We start from the raw sequence: 21,680 nt of genomic DNA, 5'->3' as shown, positions 1-21,680 counted from the left end.
ATGGCATCTCGTGCAGCAACCGGCATCGTCGCGGTCGCTGGCACAAACTCACGGGAGTGCCTCCTCAAATCCAGGCGACCCACTGCGAACAATGGACCGGCCCGTTGGGAAGAGTTCGTATTCATTACGCATAAGTTTGACGATGCGCGCCACATAGTCATCGTAGCTATAAAGCTTGTCCCATTTGGCGCGAAGCGCTTTGTTCAGCGCCACATAGCGTTGCCGATCTGCCTCCAATCGCCTGATCGTCGGTACAATTTTCTCGATCATTTCCTCTTCGGTACGGAAGAAGTTTGCGAATTTCTTGTATGAGGCATCCGGGAAAAACTCGTCATTATAGAGCGCAAAGCCGATGCCGCCTTGATACATGGGCTGGGCGACATAACCGTCAAAACCTTCCCCGAAAGACACGGAGAACTTGCAGCGTGTCGCCAAGTCCATGTAGACGTCGAACGTCATGTCCTGGATCTGGACGAGCTTGTAGTCGTGCAATTGCTCGAGCCGCTTGAGGACCGCACGCCGATAGGGCGCGTCATCGTTTGAATATATGATGATATTCTCTTTGTGTTCGAACCCCAGTGCGGGATAGTCGGAAAGGTCCGTAAATGCCGGCATAAGAAGGGTCGGTAAATTGTAGCGATCCGCGAGTTCCTGCGTGAAAAAGGCGCGGTGCGAAACGGACTGCCCCATGCTGTTGGAAATTCGTCGCAAATCCCTGAACATCTCCGACTCCGGCATCATTCGAATATTCTGGTTCATAATATTGATATGCACGGAATCTCGGCGGAGGAGATACTTGACAAGTTCGGGCGAGAGGTGGCGAACGAAATCCACCGTTGCATACTCGGGGATGTGGATCTGGAGTTCGGAGACTTCGGCGAACAGGCGCAATTGTTCCAACCTGAGAACAGTCTCGCTGTTCCTGAACGCAGTGCAACGCACGTACGTCAACCCGCGGGGATTCGCGCGAGTCATGACCAGCACATCATAGCCATGCAGCCGGCGCATTCTTCGCGCGTGGTCGGCGATCGAGAAAAACGAGTAGATTCCACCACTCATTGAATTGTGTTCAGGCACCACGAATACCGCGATCTTCCGCGAGTTGATAATACTCATCGGAACCATCATGTCTTGTGCGCGCTCGAAAATGACCGATTCGTCACCTTCGGGCATCGCCTTTCCCGATCGGTTCCAAATTTCATTGATCTTCTCATTGAAAGTTCCAAGCGAGCGAGACTGCCGCCGTCCGATATTAGCGTAGTGAATGAGCGGCTCCGTGCCGGCCGATTCCACATCCGGGTGCCGCAAAAGATATTCGCGCACGCTGAATTCGGGGTTGGGATTTCTGAACTCCTTCCAGCCCCTCAGAAGATAGTGCGAAAATGCGTCGACGCATGTAAGGTTCAGATCGGGATTCTGTTCTTTGTAGAAGTCCTCGTCGAAGAAATGCGATGCAACTTCGACCGGCTTGGTCATGAGTACAGTGGTTTCTTCCCCGGAGCGAATAAAGATCCGGCGCGCTTCTTCCGGCCAGTAGGTCTTCTCATCCCAGTAGGCATAGGAGTCGACGCCTTCCAAATTGCCATCGGCCTTTGCGCGCATCCACTGGCCTTCGAGGGTGTCGGCGCCGAAAAGCCAGTCGGTAAATTCTTGTCCGGATTCGTGCAAATGCACGTCGAAGATGAAGAGAAAGGGCGAGAATCGGCTGTCCGGCTCTGTGCATCCGAAGTAGTCGATCGATATATCGACGGCAACATTCGATATTCCTTCGGGAGCTGCGATTTCCACCTGCTGATAGTTGTTCAACGTCGTCCCACCGAAAAATTCGCGATCGAACTCCACGGTGTGAACCTCGGTTTCTTGTGTATCGAGGTTTGTGAATTTTACGATCAGGTTTGCATGCGACCTCTGATTGGCGATGTTGGCTCTGAAACTCAGCGGCCGCGAGGCACCTTCCGCGACTATCTGTTGACGAAAGGCCATTCGGTAGGGCAGGTCGGACTTTTCGAGCTGGATCTCGAGCGTATTGAAGCCCGGGACGTTCCAATCTCGATATGTATCGACGGAGAGGTGCGGACCTCTGACGCTATTCCTCCCGTCAAGGATCACATCGATGTTTTTCGTGACGTCGAAATCGAAACGCCTGGGAAGCGAGACCGTACATGGCTCGAACGGGATCTCCTTCGAGCCCTGAATCAGGACGAGATCGGGGCTTTTGGGATGATCTTCCAGATTTGCGTAGACCAGGTCGCCTGTTACGACCACAGCGCGCACGCCTTGAATTTCTCTTTTAAGCATCGATCGGTCACGTCCCGAAAAGTAGTAAAGCGGTTTCTTCGTCAAAGACGCATTGGAGCCCTCGACACCGTGGTCGAGCGCATCGAGCAGAAACGATGATCCGGCGACGCGCTGGCCGGCAGCGAGCTCGAACCGGCCGTGCAGCGTCCAGTGGTCGTAGCCTGACGAGAATCGGCCATCGCGCACCGCCTGGGCGATGTCAGGAAAGGTGCGAAGGTACAGCTCTTCGTTGAACAGTTCACGGCTTGGCAGATCATCCATTCCGGCACTCTCCTGGTGACGGAAGGACTTTGGTGGGAAACATTCCGTCGGACCTCCATCCCCTTCGCGGCAGCGGCACACCGCGGTACAGGCCTAGCAGCCGCCCGCCGGGAGGCTCGTCCTCGGCGACGATCGCGACGTTGCCCCTCGCCGCACGGAGATCGGCGAGCAAGGAACACAGCGCCTCGTCCATGGCCCCCTCTAACGAATCGTCGAGTCCAGGCGCGCAACGCGCATCCATCTCCGCAACGATGCCACAATTGTTGCTGGGATAAAGATTGGTGTGGAAAATGTAATCATCAATCGCGCCGCGGTGCCTGCCCCACCATCACTCCCAGCGGCTCGCGGACAGCTAAAGCGCAGGTCAAGGGCGCTCATCGCGCCTTAGACGGGGACCTTGGAACCTCAAATACGACAAATTCCAATGTATGAATTTGACTGATTCCAATGTGTAAATTGGACTCGTTCCAACATAAAAATCCGACCGGCTCCAGTTTATAAACCCGACCATTTCCAGTGTCGTCGAATCTATTTCGATGACCGCCCGCCTTGCGGTACCGTTTCGTCGGTTCTCGAACGCAGTCTCGCATCATGCCCCCACACAGGCACGGCGATGAAAATGAGGTTGGAACGCCATGAGCTCTCCGTTCTACATTGATCCCGCTGTCGTCCAGTGGGTGACTGCGAACCTCGACAGCATCGGCGCAAACCTGGCCAGCGCCCATGAAGCGGCCGCCGGGCCCACAAGCGGGGTGGCGGCGGCAGCGGCCGACGAGGTGTCGGCCGCGGTCGCATCGGTGTTCGGCCAAGCTGGGGCGGATTATCAGGCGCTGGCCGCGAAAGCGGCGGCCTTCCATGACCAGTTCACGCGCACCATGGCGGCCGGCGCGGCTGCGTATGCCAGCACCGAGGCGGCCAGTGTTCAGCACATGGTGCAGGCTGCGATGCGCGCCCCGGCTGATGCGATCAATGGGTTTTTCACGCAGGCCACAGGGCGTCCGCTGATCGGTAACGGCGCCAATGGATACACCAACGCCCAGGGGGTCGGGACAGCCGGCGGGGCAGGCGGCTGGTTATGGGGGAGCGGCGGTTCGGGTGGTGTTAGCACGGCACAGGGCGCGACCGGGGGTGCTGGCGGGTCGGCCGGGCTGATCGGTTGGGGCGGGGCCGGCGGCCTGGGCGGTCCCGGCGGTGCCGGTGGGGCCGGCGGCAGCGGTGGGTGGCTGTACGGTGCCGGCGGCACCGGCGGTCCCGGCGGGTCAGCCGTTCTCCCCGGTACGACCGGTGGCGCCGGTGGTGCCGGCGGCGCCGGCGGGCTCTTCTTCGGCCCGGGTGGTGCCGGTGGTGCCGGTGGTGCGGGCGCCGCGGGTAGTCCAGGCACTGGCCCCGATGTTGCCGGTAGTCCCGGTGGTGCCGGTGGTGGCGGCGGTGCCGGTGGTCGGGGCGGGCTCTTCGGGGGCGCCGGTGGTGTCGGCGGTGGCGGCGGCCAGGGCGGCGCCGGTGGTAGCGGCGGTCTTCACGCTCCCGGCGGATCCGGCGGCGCGGGCGGCGTGGGCGGTCCCGGAGGTCCCGGCGGTGTCTTGGGTGCCCCGGGTGCTCAGGGCGCACAGGGCGCACAGGGCGCTCACGGCGCGACCGGGTAGCTATTCCCCTCGTGCCGCTGTGACTTTGTCCGAACGAGTAACCGCAGGCTCCGCGATCTGCCTGAACATGATCGTAAAAAACGAGGCCGACGTCGTCGTGGAGACGCTCGATTCGGTCGCGCCCTACATCAGTTCGTGGGTGATCGTCGACACCGGCTCCACCGACGGGACCCAGGCCGTGATCGGCAGACACATGGCCCGCCTGGGCATCCCAGGTGAGCTTCACGAACGACCATGGCGCAGTTTCGGCCACAACCGCACCGAGGCACTCAATCTCGCCCAAGGCCGCGGCGACTACATCTGGGTCGTCGACGCCGACGACATCGTCGTGGGCACCCCCGACTTCACCCAACTGAGCGCCGACATCTACCGCATGCGCCTCGGCGATGCCTCCTTCACCTACTGGCGCCCGCAGGTGTTCCGCGACGGGGTGCGCGTGCGCTATGAAGGCGTCGTCCACGAGAGGGCCGTATGGGAGGCTGACTGCGTGGTCGGGCGCGTCCAGGGCGACTACTACGTCGAATCTCGTCGCCTCGGCGCCCGCAATCAGGATCCGCAGAAGTATGCGCGTGACCGCGATCTGCTGCTGGCCGAGGTCGAACGCAACCCCGAGGATGCGCGGGCGGTGTTCTACCTGGCCCAGAGCTACTTCGATATGAACGACTTCGCCAACGCGCGCAAGTGGTATGAGCGGCGGGTCGAGATGGGTGGCTCGGCCGAGGAGGTCTATTACTCGATGGTCCGGCTCGCCGAGTCGATGGCGAAACTCGAGTGGCCGTGGCTGGTTGTCCAGGACGTTTACCTCCAGGCGTGGGAGTTTCGACCGACCCGCGCCGAGGCGCTGCATGCCATCGCCCGGCGGTACCGCGAGGATGAGCGCTACCTTCCCGGTCACCTGTTCGCCCAGCGCGCCGCCCAAATCCCGCTTCCCGAGGACGACCTGTTGTTTGTCGGAGCGGACATCTACGCGTGGCGCGCCATCGACGAGCAGGCGGTGTGCGCCTCCCAACTCGGCAAGCATGCCGAGGCGTTCATGCTGTGTCGGCGCCTGCTGGCGCGCTCCGACATCCCGGACGGTGACCGGCAACGGATCGCGGTCAATCGCGACGTCAGCGTGCCCGTCATGCTCGCGGCGGCGGCATCGTATCCCGACGCGCTGGTGCAGCGTCTGGTCGCCGGTCCACGCGAAGCCAGGGTGGTCGTGAGCCTGATCGCGGGACCGGACCGCGAGACCACCGAGCAGGCCCTCAACTCGTTTCTGAACTGCTGCCTCGATCTGTCACTTTGGGTCGGCCGCTTCCTGGTGGTCGATGCCGGCCTGTCAGCCCTCGACCGCGCGCTGCTGTGTGAGCGCTACGGGTTCCTCCAATTTGTCGACGGCAGCCCCGGGGAAGGGCCCGCCACGCAGCTCGCGCGGCTCCGCGCTCAGATCCCTGGACGGTTCTGGCTGCACCTGGGCCAGGGCTGGCGGTTCTTTGCGCCCGAGAATTTCATCACCCGCCTGATCGCGGTGCTCGATTCGGAACCACACGTATTCCAGGTGGGAGTCAACTTCGCCGATGCGGACAAGCTGACCGGCGTCTGCGCGGCCGAGGCGGCGGTGCGCCGGGCGCCCTATGCCGACCGCTACGTCCTGACCGACGCGGTGGCCGGCGGCCCGGCGATGTTCGACACCGCACGGCTGGATCGGGCCGGCAGCATCGGGGGCAGCGACCCAGATCCCATCGCCGAACTCGGTTGGCGGGCAGCCGCTGTCGGCCTCCGGACCGCCAGCCTCGACGAGGTGCTCTGCATCGCCGCAGTCCCGTGCGTGGAGCGAGCCAAGGCTCCGGCAAAGGTCGCGAAGAAGACCACACCCCGACCCAAGCCACCAGCCAAAGCCCCGGCAAAAGCCACGAAGAAGGCCACCGCCCGACCCAAGCCCCCACCCAAAGCCCCGGCAAAAGCCGCGAAAAAGACCACAACCCGACCCAAGCCCCCACCCAAAGCCCCGGCAAAAGCCGCGAAAAAGACCACAACCCGACCCAAGCCCCCACCCAAAGCCCCGGCAAAGGTCGCAAAGAAGACCGCCGCCCAACCAAAGCCACCAGCAAAAGCCGCGAAGAAGACCGCACCCCGACCCAGGCAGCAGCCCAAAGCCCCCGCAAAGGTCGCGGGTAAGGGACGCCGGCCGAAAACGTCTCCCCGGTGACCGGAGAGAGTCTCACCCCCGCGGTGCGCTGAGCCGGACGGTAGGCCGGCAACGCAGTACTCCAATCATCGCCGCGCGCCCAACCGCGCTGGCTCGTCCGCACGGCTAAACGCGCCGCGCTTCCCGTAAGCGAGTAAATTACGGTCCGTTGGAGGCGGGGACTGCCACTGGAGCGGTGTTTTGCGGTTGGAGGTCTCGGCATGCTGTTCATCCACGAAGTGCACAAAGTGCGGGGACGGCATGAGGACGAGTTCGAGGCCGCGTTCCGTGAGGGCTGGATGCCCACGCTCGCCGAGGGCGACGACGCCCGGTTGCTCTGGTACACCAACCAGGCGCACGGGAGCGGCCCCGCCTACACGGTCATCACGGTCACCGCGGTCCGCGGCGGGTCGGCCTGGGAACGCCTGACCGACCGGGTCCAGAAGGGCGACCTGCTGGAGTGGACGCGCGGGGTGGACGCGCTTCGCCACGGGGTCGACGCGAAGGTGCTGACGCCGCTCCCGTGGTCGCCGCTGCAGGTAGTGGACTTCGACCAGGTGCCGGCCGACGGGCGAGAGCACGACATGAGCCTCTACATGGAGGACACCATGTGGCCCTATGAGGACAAATTCGAGGAATACATCGTCAGATGCGGCGACGTGTACGCCAGGAGCCTCGAGCAGCCGTCGTCGATGCTGAGGATGCACGCCGCATTCCAGCCGGCGGTCGGCAACCACGTGCGCCGAGAGGTCATCCTGATGCAGCGCATCAGCCGGCCCGAGGCGCTGCTCGACCTGCTCCGCAGCCACATCCCGGCCGAGTATCGCGCCCCCGGGACGTGGCTGCACGACGCGCTGGACCTGCGCGACCAGTGGACCACCCGGCTGCTGCGCACCGCCTCGTGGTCACCGTTGTACTGAGCCGACGTTCAGGATCTGCGCGGCCCGGCTGACCATGCCGGCGACGATCTCCGCGGCCGGGCAGACGTCCCGCACGCCTCCGATGCCCTCGCCGACCAGGATGGCGGCGGTGTCGAAGTCCTCCGCGTCGACGGCCGCCCGGTAGGCGGCCTCCGCCTCGGGCAGCGACGCCGACAGTTGCGCCTCGTTGCCGTGCCACGTGTCGAGGAAGGCGTTGCCCAGGGCCCGCGCGTTGTACTCGGCGGGCCAATCCTGCCGGCGGACAACGTCGTAGACCCGTGTGCGGAACGTGTCGTCGCCGCCGGCCCCGAGGGCCCTTTGCTGCGCTCGCGGCGACACCAACGCCTCCGGCGACGCCCAGAACCTGGTGCCCACGACCGCGCCGTCAGCACCGAGCGCCATGGCCGCGGCGAGTCCCCGGCCGTCGGTGACACCGCCGGCGGCCAGAACCAGGGTGGCCGGGGAGCGTTCGGCGACCAGGTCGGCAACGTCGGGCACGAGCGTGAAGGTCGACCGGGCGTTCATGCCGTGCCCGCCCGCCTCGCCGCCCTGGGCGACGATGATGTCCGCGCCGGCGTCCAGCGCGCGCCGCGCGTGCTCGAGGGTCTGCGCCTGAGCGGTCAGCGGGACGCCGGCCGCGCGGATGCGGTCGGCGAACGGCCGCAGGTCGCCGAACGACAGCATGACCGTGGCGGGCCGCCGGGCCAGGGCGTCGTCGAGCAGATCGGGCTGGCGGGCCAGGCTCCAGGTGATGAACCCGACCCCGACCGGGACCCCGTGCGCCTCGGCGAATTCGCGCCGCAACCAGGCGGCGTCGCCGTAGCCGCCGCCGATCAACCCCAGGCCGCCCGCCGACGTCACGGCGGCCGCGAGCCGGCCCCCGGAGATCATCGCCATCGGTGCGAGCACGATCGGGTGTTCGATGCCGAAAAACTCGGTGAGGCGGGTTCTCATGTCAGCTCTCCGGTGAGGAATTGCGCCCGGCCGTGGCCGAATGACCAGTCCTCGTCGCCGTTTTCGGTGATGGAGACGATCAGGTCGGCCGGGTCGATGCCGCACCGGACGTCCAGATTGGACGCCAGCACCTTGAAGAACTGCTCCTTCATCGCGCGTTCGCGCCGCCGGCTCACCACGTGCACGATGACCAGCCGCGGCGTGCGGTCGATGCCCAGACCGGTGTCGAGGGCGACGATCTCGGCGGCGGGATGGGTGCGCACCACCTGATAGCGGTCGCGCGGCGGCACCCCGAACGCTTCGACCACGGCGTCGTGAATGGCGTCCAGCAGCCGCGCGACCTCCGACTGCGTTCGGCCCTCGATGAGGTCGACGTAGATAAGTGGCATTTCACCCTCCGAATCCTTTGGCCTGCTCCCCACGCTAGGTTCGCGAAAACGCGTTGTGAAATGCCCACCTTGATGCATCTATGCTCTGAAGGCATGGACGGACCGGGCGGACTGTTCAACGGCCGGGTGGAGCTGCGTCACCTGCGGGCGTTCGAGGCGGTGGCGCGGCTGAGGTCGTTCACCGGAGCCGCCGTCGAGCTCGGCATCACCCAGCCGGCGCTGAGCCGCACCGTCCAACAGTTGGAGGACGCGCTCGGGGTCGCGCTCCTGGACCGAAGCTCGCGGCACGTCGAGACGACGGCCGCCGGGCGGGCCTTCCTCGATCACGTCGAGCGGGTTCTCGCCGAGCTCGCCCGCGGGTTCGACGCCGTCCGCCGGCAGTCCAGCCTCCGGCTCGGATTCAGCTGGCTGCTGCCCGATCCGTGGGCGCAGGACACCGTCGCCCGATTCGAGCGGGCCACCGGGATCACCGTCAGCCTGGTCCGCACCGACGATGCGCTCGGCGCCGTGCAGCAGGGGAAGGTCGACGTCGCCGTGGTGCGCGGGCGCGTCACGTCCAGGTCCGTGCGCGTCGTGCACTTGTTCGACGAGGCACGGGTGGCCGTCTGTTCCGTCCATTCGGCTCTGGCGCACAGATCCGAAATGGACTGGGACGAGGTCCCGCGCTGGCCGCTGGTTGTCAACACCGCCAGCGGAACCACCGGACCGTGGTCGTGGCCCGCCGGCGCGGGGCCCGAAAAGATCGTCGAGACAACGAATTTCGACGAGTGGATCGAATCCGTCGCCGCCGACCGCGGCATCGGCGTGATCCCCGACGTCGCCGTGCGACGCAACATTCACCCGGGGGTGCACTTCATCGCGCTGCGCGGCGCACCCGACAGCCCGGTCTGTCTGGCGTTCCCGCCGCGGCCCCGCAACGCCGTGCTGCCTCGATTCGCCGAGGCGGCGGCGGCGAGCGCGCGGGAAGTGTGACGGCGTCAGCCCCCGAACGTCGCGGTGAGCTGCGCCTGCCGGACGCTCACGCGCGCGATCTCCTGCGCCGCGCAGCGAGCCGTAGCCGTGCAGAGCCGCCCACGCGGTCGCGTAGTTGACCGGTATCGCCGCCCCCTGTTCGAAGCTCAGCGCGTCGGGAAGCGTCACGGCATCGGCGGCCGCCACGTTCACGACCTCGGCGTAACCGCCGAATCGGGTGCCCGCCAGGACCCGCTCGCCGACGCGCGCCGGGTCGATGCCGGCGCCGACGGCCGCGACGGTGCCGGCGACTTCGTAGCCCACCACCGCGGGCAGTTTCGGCGCGTCGGGGTAGAGGCCGACGCGGGCCAGGTGGTCGGCGAAGTTGACGCCCGCGGCGCGCACGGCGACCTGTAATTGCCCCGCGCCCGGCGGCGGCGGGTCGGGCCGCTCCTGCACCCGCAGGACGGACGGGTCGCCGTGCTTGGTGATGACGACTGCGCGCATGGTGCGCCCTCCTCGGCGGTGAGCGGGACTACCGCCGATGGTTGCATACACCGCCGTGCCCGGGCGGGCTACGTTTCTGCTTGTGCGTCTGCCCTGGGAGCGGCTGGCCGACGGCGTCCATCGCTGTCGGCTGGAGTTCTGCGACGTCACGGTCGGTCTGGTCCGGGGCGCCGCCGGGGCGCTGCTCATCGACACCGGGTCCACGCTCGTCGAAGCCGCCGCGATCGACGCCGACGCCCGCCGGATCGCGGGCGGCCCGGTCACCCATGTGATGTTGACGCACAAGCACTTCGACCACGTGCTGGGTTCCCCGGTGTTCGCCGACGCGGACGTGTACTGCGCGCCCGAGGTTGCCGACTGCCTCGCGTCGGGAACCGACCGGCTGCGCGACGACGCACTGAGCCACGGCGCGGACGCGGCCGAAATCGACCGCGCGATCGCCGCGTTGCGGCCACCGCGGCACCGGATCCACGACACCGTCATCGACCTCGGCGACCGGCGCGTGACCGTCACGCACCCCGGGCGCGGCCACACGACGGGGGACCTGGTCGTCGTGGTGGCCGCCGCGGACGGCGGCCCGGCCGTGGTCTTCACCGGCGACCTAGTCGAGGAATCCGCCGACCCGTGCGTCGACTCCGATTCCGACCTTGGGGCCTGGCCTGCCACGCTCGAACGGGTGCTGGCGCTCGGCGGCCCGGACGCGGTCTACGTCCCGGGTCACGGCACGGTGGTCGACGCGGAATTCGTCCGCCGCCAACGCGATTGGCTGCTGGCTGCAGGCGGCCACGATCGCGTCGGGATCGGTGACGCCGACCCATAGCGGCGCGCCGATACCGGACGACCGCCGCATTTCGCCCGGCGCATTTTTCACGTACAGGGGCCCCGATTTCACCCACACTTCGCCGGCTTGGGGCCGACCCCGAGGGATACCGGCAGCGGGAGGCACTGCCGGTCGTGGCGGAACGTCGTCGGCACGGTCGTGACCTCTCCGGCAACGGCACGACAACGGTTCCGGTTCGGGACCATTGACCCCTGATTAAGGGGTGGTTTACGGGGATAGACTCACGATCAGCGCAATCTTTGTGAAGATGCGGGTGAACAGGAGCATAAGCCAATGGCCATCATCGACACGGACACCGAGGTCCGGACCTCGTTCGACGACGACGTCGCTGCCACGCAGCGGTACTTCGACGGCCCACGCTTCGACGGCATCACCCGCCTCTACACCGCCCGTCAGGTGGCGGAGCAGCGCGGCACCATCCCCACCGACTACCCCGTGGCGCGCAACGCCGCGGTCGCGTTCTATGAGCGGCTGCGCGAGTTGTTCGCCGAGAAGAAGAGCATCACCACCTTCGGCCCCTACTCGCCGGGTCAGGCCGTCAGCATGAAGCGAATGGGCATCGAGGGGATCTACCTCGGCGGCTGGGCGACCTCGGCGAAGGGCTCCACCACCGAGGACCCCGGACCCGACCTCGCCAGCTACCCGCTCAGCCAGGTGCCCGACGACGCCGCCGTGCTGGTGCGGGCCCTGCTGACCGCCGACCGCAATCAGCAGTATTTGCGCCTGCAGATGAGCGAGCAGCAGCGGGCGACGACGCCCGCCTATGACTTCCGGCCGTTCATCATCGCCGACGCCGACACCGGCCACGGGGGCGATCCGCACGTGCGCAACCTCGTCCGCCGTTTCGTCGAGGTCGGCGTGCCCGGCTACCACATCGAGGACCAGCGGCCGGGCACCAAGAAGTGCGGCCATCAGGGCGGCAAGGTTCTGGTGCCGTCGGACGAGCAGATCAAGCGCCTCAACGCCGCCCGCTTCCAGCTGGACGTCATGCGGGTGCCCGGCATCATCGTGGCCCGCACGGACGCCGAGGCGGCCAACCTCATCGACAGCCGGGCCGACGAGCGCGACCAGCCGTTCCTCCTCGGCGCCACCAACCTCAACATCCCGTCGTACAAGGCGTGCTTCCTGGCGCTGGTCCGGCGTTTCTACGATCTGGGCGTCAAGGAGCTCAACGGTCACTTCCTGTACGCCATGTCCGACGCGGAGTACGCCGCGGCCTCGGCCTGGCTCGAGCGCCAGGGCATCCAGGGCGTGGTTTCCGACGCCGTGAACACCTGGCGGGAGAACGCCCAGCAGTCCATCGACGACCTCTTCGACCAGGTCGAGTCGCGGTTCGTGGCCGCCTGGGAGGACGACGCCGGGCTGATGACCTACGGCGAGGCCGTGGAGGAGCTGCTCGCCTTCGGCGAGAGCGAAGACGAGCCCGTCGGGATGAGCCCCGAGGAGTGGCGGCGCTTCGCCGAGCGGGCGTCGCTCTACGACGCTCGGGAAAAGGCAAAGGAATTGGGGGTCAATCCCGGCTGGGACTGCGAGCTGGCGAAGACGCCGGAGGGTTATTACCAGATCCGCGGCGGCATTCCGTATGCGATCGCCAAGTCGCTGGCCGCGGCGCCGTTCGCCGACATCCTCTGGATGGAAACCAAGACCGCGGACCTCGCCGACGCCCGGCAGTTCGCCGAGGCAATCCACGCGCAGTTCCCCGACCAGATGCTGGCCTACAACCTCTCGCCGTCGTTCAACTGGGACACCACCGGCATGACCGACGAAGAGATGCGGCGCTTCCCCGAGGAGCTGGGCAAGATGGGCTTCGTCTTCAACTTCATCACCTACGGCGGGCACCAGGTCGACGGTGTGGCCTCCGAGGAGTTCGCCACGGCGCTGCGGCAGGACGGCATGCTGGCGCTGGCCCGGTTGCAGCGCAAGATGCGCCTGGTCGAATCTCCCTACCGCACGCCGCAAACACTGGTGGGCGGCCCCCGCAGCGACGCCGCGCTGGCCGCCTCCTCGGGGCGCACGGCCACCACCAAGGCCATGGGCAAGGGGTCGACGCAGCACCAGCACCTGGTGCAGACCGAGGTGCCCAAGAAGCTGCTCGAGGAGTGGCTGGCGCTGTGGAGCGAGCACTACCACCTCGGCGAGAAGCTTCGGGTGCAGCTGCGGCCCCGGCGGGCCGGGTCGGACGTGCTGGTGCTCGGGATCTACGGCAAGGGCGACGAGCAGCTGGCCAACGTCGTCTTCGACCCGATCCTGGACCGCCACGGCCGCAGCATCCTCACCGTGCGTGACCAGAACACGTTCGCCGAGAAGCTCCGCCAGAAGCGGCTGATGACCCTGATCCACCTGTGGCTCGTCCACCGTTTCAAGGCGGACGCGGTCTACTACGTCACGCCGACCGAGGACAACCTGTACCAGACCTCGAAGATGAAGTCGCACGGCATCTTCAGCGAGGTCTACCAGGAGGTGGGCGAGATCATCGTGGCCGAGGTGAACCGCCCCCGCATCGAAGAGCTGCTCAAGCCCGACCGCGTGGCCCTGCGCAGGCTGATCACCAAAGAGGACTGACGGGCTTCAACGGGCTTCAACGGGCCTCAACGGGCTTCGTCGGCTCAGTCGCGGAAGAAGAAGCCGGCAAGCTCATAGCCGACGTTCTGCGCGCCGGAGACCAGGCTCGGCACCGTGAAGGGCAGTGTCCCCGTGTTGAACATGCCCGAGACGCCGCCGCCCAGGTTGTTCATGCCTGAGATGAGCCCGCCGTAGTTCTGGTAGCCGGAGCCACCGGTGAGGCCGCCCAGGGGATTGGTGTTGGACCAGCCGGACAACCCCAGGCCGTTGTTGGCGAACCCGGATTCGCCGCCGGCGCCGGTATTGAAGAAGCCCGACGACGGCGTGGTGCTCGAGTTGAAGACGCCCGGGGCCGCCGGGATGTCGATCCCGGCGATGGTGGTGCTTGGCAGGTGGATGCTCGGGATCGTGAGTGCCGGGGTGGTGAAGCCGGCGAGCCCTATGGGCGGGACCGTGAAGGGCGTCGTGGTGATCGCCGGGGTACTGACCTGGGGGAGCGTGAACCCTGCCAGGCCGATCGGGTCGATCGTGATCGGCGCCGTCGTGATCGCCGGCGTGCTGACCTGCGGCAGCGTGAACCCGGCCAGCCCGATCGACGGGATCGTCAGCGGCGCGGTCGTGATCGCCGGCGTGCTGACCTGCGGCAGCGTGAACTCGCCCAGCCCGATCGACGGGATCGTCAGCGGCGCGGTCGTGATCGCCGGCGTGCTGACCTGCGGCAGCGTGAACTCGCCCAGCCCGATCGACGGGATCGTCAGCGGCGCGGTCGTGATCGCCGGCGTGCTGACCTGCGGCAGCGTGAACTCGCCAACGCCGATCGAGGCAATGGTGAACTGCGGCGTCGAAATCGACGGAACGGTGATCTCGGGGACCGAGATGCCGGTCAGGGCGATGGCACCGATGTTGAGGCCGGGAACCGTGACGGTCGGCAGCGTGAAGCCCGGGACGGTGAACGAGGGGACGTCGAAGCCGAAACCGGGAATCACGCCCCCGCTGATGGTGAGCTGAGCGGGAGGACCCCCCGTGTTGGGTCCGGTACCGGAACCGTTGACCCCGCCACCGATCTGCGGGATGACGCCGACCACCCCCGTCTGCAGGAACGTGATGTTGTTGGGAAGTGTCAGGACGAAGTTCAACGTGAACGTGGGCAGGGTCACGCTGATGCCCAGCGGGTTGATCTCGGGCGTCGAGAACCCGCCCAGTGTGATTCCCGTAATGGTGACGGCGGGCGTATTGATCCCGCTCAGGGTGATCTGGCCGGTGCTGAACGCGGGAATCGTCAAGGGCGGCAGGGCCAGCGGGGGAATGGTCAAGGGGGGCAGGCCGAATCCGCCCACCGTGATGCCCGCCGGCGTCGTCGTCGCCGGAATCGACAACGACGGAATCGTCAACTGCGGCAAGCCGAATCCACCCACCGTGATACCCGCCGGCGTCGTCGTCGCCGGAATCGACAACGACGGAATCGTCAACTGCGGCAAGCCGAATCCACCCACCGTGATACCCGCCGGCGTCGTCGTCGCCGGAATCGACAACGACGGAATCGTCAACTGCGGCAAGCTGAACGCACCCACCGTGATGCCCGCCGGCGTCGTCGTCGCCGGAATCGACAACGACGGAATCGTCAACTGCGGCAAGCTGAACGCACCCACCGTGATACCCGCCGGCGTCGTCGTCGCGGGAATCGTCACCGACGGCAGGGTGATCGTGGGCAGGTCGAAGCCCGGGACGGAGATGACGGGGACTTGCACCGGGGGCAGGGTCAGGTCGGGCGTGGTGATCGCCAAGCGCAGTGAGCCCTGGCCTACGCCCTGGTAGAAGGTGCCGGTGTTCATGTCGCCGGTGTTGGAGAAACCGTTGTTCATGTTGCCGGTGTTGAACGCGCCGGTATTGAGGTTGCCGGCGTTCAAGATTCCGGTGTTCGCGTCGCCGGTGTTGAAGGAACCCGTGTTGGACGAGCCGGGATTGAAATTCCCAGAGTTGTAGTTGCCGACATTCATCACGCCGGTGTTGGCGTTGCCGGTGTCGAGCAGGCCGGTGTTGAAGGAACCGGCGTTCAGGATGCCGGAGTTGGCCTGACCGGAGTTGAACAACCCGGTGTTGAAGCTGCCGGAGTTGCCGAACCCGAAGTTGCCGGTGCCCGAGTTGAAGAACCCCACGTTCCCGTTGCCCGAGTTGAAGAGGCCGAGGTTGCCGCTGCCGGAGTTGAGTGCGCCGATACTCACCGGGCCGTATCCCGTGGGACCCAGACTCACATAGGTATTGCCGGCGCCAATCAGGTTATTGCCGGTCAGCCCGATGCCGAAATTGCCGTTGCCGGTGTTGCCGAGTCCGATATTGGAATCGCCGGTATTGCCGAAGCCCAGATTACCGGCTCCGGCGTTGCCCAAACCGATGTTGTATGCGCCCAGGTTGCCCAGGCCGCGGTTGATGCTGCCGAGGTTGCCGAAGCCGAGGTTGGAGTCGCCGAAGTTTGCGCCGCCGATGTTGGAAAAGCCCACATTGGCGTTGCCCACGTTGCTGCCGCCCACGTTGGCCAGCCCCAGACTGAGCGCCAACGTCTTGACGGGCGCCGAAGCGGCCGGGCTTACGCCGGCCGACGCGAGGGTCTGCAGCACACCGGTGAACGGGGTGAGCGCCGACACCGCCTGCGAGGCGCCGGCGTGGTAGGCAGACATCGTCGACACGGCCTGGGCCCACATGCTCTCGTATTCGGCCTCTACCGCCGCGATCGTCGGCGCGTTCTGCCCGAACAGGTTGGTAATCACCAGCGATACCAGCTGAGACCGGTTGGCGCTCACCATGATTGGTTGCACCATTGCCGCCCGTGCGGACTCGAACTCCTCGGCGGCAGCGCGAGCCATAGCGGCCGCCTCTTCGGCCTGACCCGCGACCGCGGCCAGCCACCCGGCATAGGGGGCAGCCGCCGCCGCCATCGCCGCCGAGGACGCGCCCTGCCACGCGCCACCCACCAGTTGAGCGATCACCGCGTCGAACGACGTGGCTCCGGAAGCCAACTCTGCCGCCACCCCGTCCCAGGCGGTCGCTGCGGCCAGCATGGGTGCCGACCCCGAGCCGGTGAACAGATTCGCCGCGTTGATCTCCGGCGGCAAGACGAAAAAGCTCATGGGTCAACCTTTCTCGGGCGCCCTGGATCCGACGGCGGTGCACGAGGCCGGACGATCACGTCCGATCGGCGAGCGATTCGTAAGCGCATAAGCTACGCGAATTCGCCGCATGATTGTGCGAATATTTCGAAAAATTGGCGACCGTTATGCAAACGTTATAATCCGGACCGCGCAATGTCTATTTCGTTTACACGCCCCCGGTAGCTGGGCCATAAATTCTCGTTGTAAATGATCTTGATCGTGAATTCACGGATGTCCGTCGGCGCGGGCGTGCCGCCGGAGTCGGCTCAACGTTACGTGTTAGAAATTGTTGCACAGGTGTATAGTTAGGCCTGTCGGATGTGTGGCTCGACGTGAGCACATGTGACGAAAGGAGAGTCCGATGAAGAAGGCGATGGCGGTGTTCGGCAGCGCGAGCGCGCTGGCTTTGGTGGTCGGCATCGGCGGCATCGGCGTCAACCCTGCCGGCGGCCCGCCGACGGCGACGCACCAGCCGTCCGCTGTGCCGTCCGCGCTGGGCGCGGCGCCCGGCCATGATGGCACGGCGGTTCATGTGGCGACCCTTGTCGGCTGCGTGGCCGGTCTCGACTGCTGAGGCCCGCCGCCGTCGGCGGCGGCAGCGGTGGCCCGGGCGGTGGCGGCGGCTGCGTCGGCAACATCTGCGGCGGTTACTGACGAACCGACTTGTTTCGTAGTCGGCGGGGCCGGGTCACCGGCCCCGCCGGCTGAGCAAACGAGGCGTGGCCCTTAGTCGCGTGCGGCGGGGCTAGGGCGGACCCCGGCGTCGGAGTTATGGTTCTCCGCAACGCGAACGCAAGGGGAACCCCATGAAGCTCAGGTTCGGGTATTTCATCGCACCGTTTCACCGGGCGGGCACCAATCCGACTCTCGCGCTGCAACGCGATCTGCAATTCATCGAGCACCTCGATGCCCTCGGGTTCGACGAAGTCTGGTTGGGCGAGCACCACTCGGCCGGAAGCGAAATCATCAGCTCTCCGGAAGTCTTCATCGCGGCCGCCGCGGAACGCGCGAAGCGAATCCGGTTCGGGACCGGAGTCATCTCGCTCGCCTACCACAACCCGCTGTGGGTCGCCGACCGGTTGATGCTGCTGGATCACCTCACCCACGGCCGCGTGATCGGCGGCATGGGACCGGGCTCGCTGCCCACCGACTCCGCGATGATCGGGCTGACCCCCACGGACACGCGGGAGCTTCTGGAAACCAATCTCGACATCGTCGTGCGCCTGCTGGCCGGGGAAACGGTGTCCGCCAAAACCGCCACGCACCAATTGGTCGACGCCCGACTCCAGCTCGCCCCGTACTCCGACGCCATCCCGCTGGCGGTCGCCGCCGTCGCCTCACCGACGGGTGCCCGGCTGGCCGGCAAGCACGGCATCGGCCTGTTGTCCATCGGGGCGACGCTGACCGTCGAGGGCTTCAACGCGCTGTCGTATCACTGGGGCATCGTCGAGGAACGCGCGGCCACGTTCGGCACCAAGGTGGACCGCTCGAACTGGAGCCTGGTCGGGCTGTTCCATCTGGCCGAGACGGAAAAGCAGGCCCGCGAGGAGGTGAAGTTCGGCATCGAACCCTGGTTCCGGTACTTCCAGAAGATCGCGGCTTTTCCCCAGATGACCATGCCCGGCGAACAGCTCGACGAGATGATCGACGTCATCAACGACAACGGCGCAGGCGTCATCGGCACGCCCGAGCAGGCGCGGGCGCAGGTGCAGCGGCTGTGGGATCAATCCGGCGGGTTCGGCTGCATGCTGCAGATGGGGCATGAGTGGGCGAACCCGGCGGCCACCCGGCGGTCGGCCGAGTTGTTCGCCGCCGAGGTGATGCCCCACTTCCAGGGCCAGGCTCAACCGACGCTGGACGCCGCGGAGCGGGCCGGCCAGGCGCGGGACAACCTCGCGCAATCGCAACTGGACGCCGTCGCGCACATGACGAAGAAGTATCAGGACGAGCTCGGCTCGACGTAAGGGCGTAGCGCCCGATCTCATACCCCGGCGACAGCCGTGTCCCAGCGTGTGGCTAGCAACGCGGCGCACACCTGAAGGATGACCAACACCCCTCACCACCAGCGCTCTGAAGTCCCTACAGCCGACGCCCGGCATCGCCGATTCCGAACGGCGTACCCGGTTTTTGCCGGGGCCGCGGCCGTTGCCGCGTTCGCCCTGTTCCAATCCGCACCCCCGATCGGGGCACCGCCGGTGCGCCTGGCGAACGCGGCGATCGAGCTGACGGCCCCGGCCGCCGGCCCGCTCGGCGGCGGCGGCTTTGCCACCGATGGCGACGATGATCAAGAGGCCCAGCTCCAGGAACAGCTGGCGCAGCAGGAGATGCAGCAGGCCCAGCAGCAGGCCGAACAACAGAACGAACAGGCCCAGCAACAGGCTCAGCAAGCCGAGCAGCAAGGCCAGTAGGTCGAGGACCATCCCGGCCCGTGAACGCTAGTGCGCTGACTCGCGCTCGGCCGCCTCTACCAGCTTGCCCGCGAAGAACTTGACGGCGCCGCCCAGGGCGGCGCGCAAAGCCGGGCCGGTCCCGGGAATCCGCTCGGTGAACGAGCCGGTCCAGCGGATGTCCGTTCCGCCCGCGGCGTTCGGCGTGAAGACGACCTCGCCGACGTAGTCCTTGGCCGGAGTCGCGCCGACCATCTTGTAGGCGTGGCGGCGATCCTGCTCGTATGCGACGGTCTCCTCCTGCACCAGCACCGGCCACATTCCCAGCTTGCGGATCGCGCCGACGCCGCCGGGGGCCGGATCGCCCTGCCGGGCCCAGCTGGACTGCACCACGATCGGCTTGGCCCACGTCGACCAGTTCCCACCGTCGGCGACGAGCCGGAACAGCGTCGCCGCCGGCGCGGTGCTGGTGCGGTTGACCTCGAAGGAAAACGTGCGTCCCGACATCCCCAACTCCCGGTGCTAGCAGCGAAATGACCCCGCGTGGAACTGGCGCGTACCCTACCGCGCGTCGGCCCGCCCGCGCGCTCGGGCCAGCACTTCTGGGCGCACAACGGTGGCCGGCCGGGTTGCCCGCGAGTGTGCGGCCGGCCGCACGCTCGACGCCGAGCGTGCGGCTGGCCGCACGTTCGATCGAGGCGCGGCGCACCGAAACGCAGTGCCGACGATCACCATTGAGGTAGGCGAACTCGGGGAGGCGGTTGCTTAGACTGCGCGTATGAATCGCGGTTCCCGACCTCACACGGCCGCCGTCCCCGGCCTGCTGCAGATCGAGGACTGCCTGGACGCCGACGGCGGGGTCGCGCTGCCGCCGGGCACCACGCTGATATCGCTCATCGAGCGCAATGTCGCCAATGTCGGTGACGCCGTGGCGTTTCGGTACCTCGACCACAGCCGCGCCGCCGAGGGGCAGGCCGTCGAAGTGACCTGGACGCAGTTCGGTGTCCGGCTGCAGGCGATCGGTGCGCGCGTGCAGCAGCTCGCGGACCGCGGTGAGCGGGTCGCGGTCCTCGCGCCGCAGGGCATCGACTACGTCGCCGGCTTCTACGCGGCCATCAAGGCCGGGACCATCGCGGTGCCGTTATTCGCACCCGAACTTCCAGGTCACGCCGAACGCCTGGACAGGGCGCTCCGCGACTCCGAGCCCAGTGTCGTGCTCACCACCACGGCGGCCAAGGACGCGGTGGAGAAGTTCTTGGCCAACCTCTCACCCGGGACGCAGCCCAGCGTGCTCGTCATCGATCAGATTCCCGACTCCGACGGCCAGCGGTTCGCCCCGACCGAGCTGGCCATGGACGACGTCTCGCACCTGCAGTACACCTCGGGCTCGACGCGCCCCCCCGTCGGCGTGGAGATCACCCACCGCGCGGTGGGCACCAACCTGGTGCAGATGATCCTGTCCATCGACCTGCTGGACCGCAACACGCACGGGGTCAGCTGGTTGCCGCTCTACCACGACATGGGCCTGTCGATGATCGGCTTCCCGGCGGTGTACGGCGGGCACTCCACGCTGATGTCGCCGACGGCGTTCGTCCGCCGGCCGCTGCGGTGGATTCAGGCCCTGTCCGCGGGATCGCGGCAGGGCCGGGTGGTGACCGCCGCGCCGAACTTCGCCTACGAGTGGACCGCCCAGCGTGGCCTGCCCGCGCCCGGCGACGACGTCGACCTCGGCAACGTCGTGATGATCATCGGCTCCGAGCCGGTGAGCATCGAGGCGATCCGGACCTTCACCAAGGCGTTCGAGCCGTATGGTTTGCCGCGCACGGCGTTCAAGCCGTCCTACGGCATCGCCGAGGCCACGCTGTTCGTCGCCAACATCGCCCCGGACGCGGAGCCCTCGGTCATCTACCTCGACCGCGAGGAACTGGGCGCCGGCCGCGCGGTGCGGGTCCCGGCCGACGCCCCCACCGCGGTGGCGCAGGTGTCGTGCGGGCGCGTCGCGCGCAGCGAGTGGGCGGTGATCGTGGATCCCGAGACCGAGACCGAGCTGCCCGACGGCCGGGTCGGCGAGATCTGGGTGCAGGGCGACAACCTGGGTCGCGGCTATTGGGGGCTGCCCGACGAGACGCAGCGGGCGTTCGGCGCGAAGTTGCAGGCGAGGCAGGAGCAGGGCAGCCACGCCGAGGGCGCGTCCGCCGACCGCACCTGGCTGCGGACCGCAGATCTGGGCGTCTACGTCGACGGCGAGCTGTACGTGACGGGCCGCATCGCCGATCTGGTGACGGTCGACGGCCGCAACCACTACCCCCAAGACATCGAGGCCACGGTGGCGGACGCCTCGCCGATGGTGCGGCGCGGATATGTCACGGCCTTCGCGGCGCCGGTGCGCGGCGGCGAGCGCCTGGTGGTCGTCGCCGAGCGCAGAACCCGCAACCGGCGATCGAGGCGATCGGCGCCGCGGTGGCGCGCCGGCACGGGGTGGCGGTGTCCGACGTGCGCTTCCTGCCGGCAGGCGCCATTCCGCGCACCACCAGTGGCAAACTGGCGCGCCGAGCCTGTCGCACCCAGTACCTCGCCGGCACCCTGGGATCGCATTAGAGACGCACTGCAGAGGCCCGCCGGAACGCCACGCGTGAGCGCGCGACGTCGCC

13 protein-coding genes and 3 pseudogenes are annotated in these 21,680 nt (G+C 66.9%); 10 read left to right on the top strand and 6 right to left on the bottom strand.

Features of this window, described 5'->3' with window-relative positions:
* Positions 1–48: 48 nt before the first annotated feature.
* Positions 49–2,559 (bottom strand): hypothetical protein, encoded by a 2,511-nt coding sequence (locus BN971_RS03295; RefSeq protein WP_085181124.1) that lies wholly within the window; start codon positions 2,557–2,559, stop codon positions 49–51.
* Between the two features lie 635 nt (positions 2,560–3,194).
* On the opposite strand from BN971_RS03295, the pseudogene BN971_RS26565 reads away from it, so the two are divergent.
* From BN971_RS26565 to BN971_RS03280, 3 genes and pseudogenes are all read left to right on the top strand, one after another.
* Positions 3,195–4,199 (top strand): annotated as a pseudogene (locus BN971_RS26565) (PE family protein); the annotation flags it as partial.
* Between the two features lie 70 nt (positions 4,200–4,269).
* The gene (locus BN971_RS03285) at positions 4,270–6,393 is read left to right on the top strand and encodes a tetratricopeptide repeat-containing glycosyltransferase (protein WP_249262717.1); all 2,124 of its coding nucleotides are present in this window, start codon (positions 4,270–4,272) and stop codon (positions 6,391–6,393) included.
* Positions 6,394–6,593: 200 nt separating this feature from the next.
* On the top strand, positions 6,594–7,292 hold the full coding sequence (locus BN971_RS03280; protein ID WP_085181121.1) for a hypothetical protein: 699 nt from the start codon (positions 6,594–6,596) through the stop codon (positions 7,290–7,292).
* Here the strand turns inward: BN971_RS03280 and BN971_RS03275 are convergent.
* Positions 7,278–8,246 carry an NAD(P)H-dependent flavin oxidoreductase gene (locus BN971_RS03275; protein ID WP_085181120.1) on the bottom strand — a complete coding sequence of 323 codons (969 nt, stop codon included), beginning with the start codon at positions 8,244–8,246 and terminating at the stop codon, positions 7,278–7,280. The genes BN971_RS03280 and BN971_RS03275 overlap by 15 nt on opposite strands.
* Positions 8,243–8,635: a tautomerase family protein gene (locus BN971_RS03270; protein WP_085181119.1), complete on the bottom strand. Its 393-nt coding sequence runs from the start codon at positions 8,633–8,635 to the stop codon at positions 8,243–8,245. The genes BN971_RS03275 and BN971_RS03270 overlap by 4 nt, the downstream gene beginning before the upstream one ends.
* Positions 8,636–8,728: 93 nt before the next feature.
* On the opposite strand from BN971_RS03270, the gene BN971_RS03265 reads away from it, so the two are divergent.
* Complete coding sequence (locus tag BN971_RS03265) at positions 8,729–9,607, top strand: LysR family transcriptional regulator (RefSeq protein WP_085181118.1); 879 nt, start codon at positions 8,729–8,731, stop codon at positions 9,605–9,607.
* Positions 9,608–9,660: 53 nt separating this feature from the next.
* Here the strand turns inward: BN971_RS03265 and BN971_RS03260 are convergent.
* Positions 9,661–10,093: pseudogene (locus tag BN971_RS03260) on the bottom strand (alcohol dehydrogenase catalytic domain-containing protein); the annotation flags it as partial.
* Positions 10,094–10,175: 82 nt separating this feature from the next.
* Here BN971_RS03260 and BN971_RS03255 point away from each other — a divergent pair.
* Entirely contained in the window at positions 10,176–10,913 is a 738-nt protein-coding gene (locus BN971_RS03255; RefSeq protein ID WP_090349785.1) for an MBL fold metallo-hydrolase, read from the top strand.
* 294 nt (positions 10,914–11,207) lie between these two features.
* Positions 11,208–13,496, top strand: a complete 2,289-nt coding sequence (aceA, locus tag BN971_RS03250) for an isocitrate lyase ICL2 (protein ID WP_085181114.1) — start codon at positions 11,208–11,210, stop codon at positions 13,494–13,496.
* Positions 13,497–13,540: 44 nt separating this feature from the next.
* Here aceA and BN971_RS03245 read toward each other — a convergent pair whose 3' ends face one another.
* Complete coding sequence (locus BN971_RS03245; RefSeq protein WP_090349784.1) at positions 13,541–16,621, bottom strand: PPE family protein; 3,081 nt, start codon at positions 16,619–16,621, stop codon at positions 13,541–13,543.
* 382 nt (positions 16,622–17,003) lie between these two features.
* Here BN971_RS03245 and BN971_RS03240 point away from each other — a divergent pair, with 382 nt between their 5' ends.
* From BN971_RS03240 to BN971_RS24415, 3 genes are all read left to right on the top strand, one after another.
* A complete protein-coding gene (locus BN971_RS03240; RefSeq protein WP_090349782.1) occupies positions 17,004–17,216 on the top strand; it encodes a hypothetical protein in 213 nt (70 codons plus the stop codon).
* Between the two features lie 232 nt (positions 17,217–17,448).
* A complete protein-coding gene (locus BN971_RS03235; protein WP_085181112.1) occupies positions 17,449–18,606 on the top strand; it encodes an LLM class flavin-dependent oxidoreductase in 1,158 nt (385 codons plus the stop codon).
* Positions 18,607–18,684: 78 nt separating this feature from the next.
* Positions 18,685–19,050, top strand: coding sequence for a hypothetical protein (locus BN971_RS24415; RefSeq protein WP_139027033.1), 366 nt, complete (start codon positions 18,685–18,687; stop codon positions 19,048–19,050).
* A gap of 27 nt (positions 19,051–19,077) precedes the next feature.
* On the opposite strand, the gene BN971_RS03225 is transcribed toward BN971_RS24415, so the two are convergent.
* Positions 19,078–19,536: an SRPBCC family protein gene (locus BN971_RS03225; protein WP_085181110.1), complete on the bottom strand. Its 459-nt coding sequence runs from the start codon at positions 19,534–19,536 to the stop codon at positions 19,078–19,080.
* 271 nt (positions 19,537–19,807) lie between these two features.
* Here BN971_RS03225 and BN971_RS03220 point away from each other — a divergent pair.
* A pseudogene (locus BN971_RS03220) lies at positions 19,808–21,627 on the top strand (fatty acyl-AMP ligase).
* Positions 21,628–21,680: the final 53 nt, after the last annotated feature.

It is taken from the genome of Mycobacterium bohemicum DSM 44277, from assembly GCF_001053185.1.
Taxonomy (GTDB): domain Bacteria; phylum Actinomycetota; class Actinomycetes; order Mycobacteriales; family Mycobacteriaceae; genus Mycobacterium; species Mycobacterium bohemicum.
Note: the sequence above shows the minus strand (reverse complement) of the source record. Positions and strands in the feature narration are given on the sequence as shown.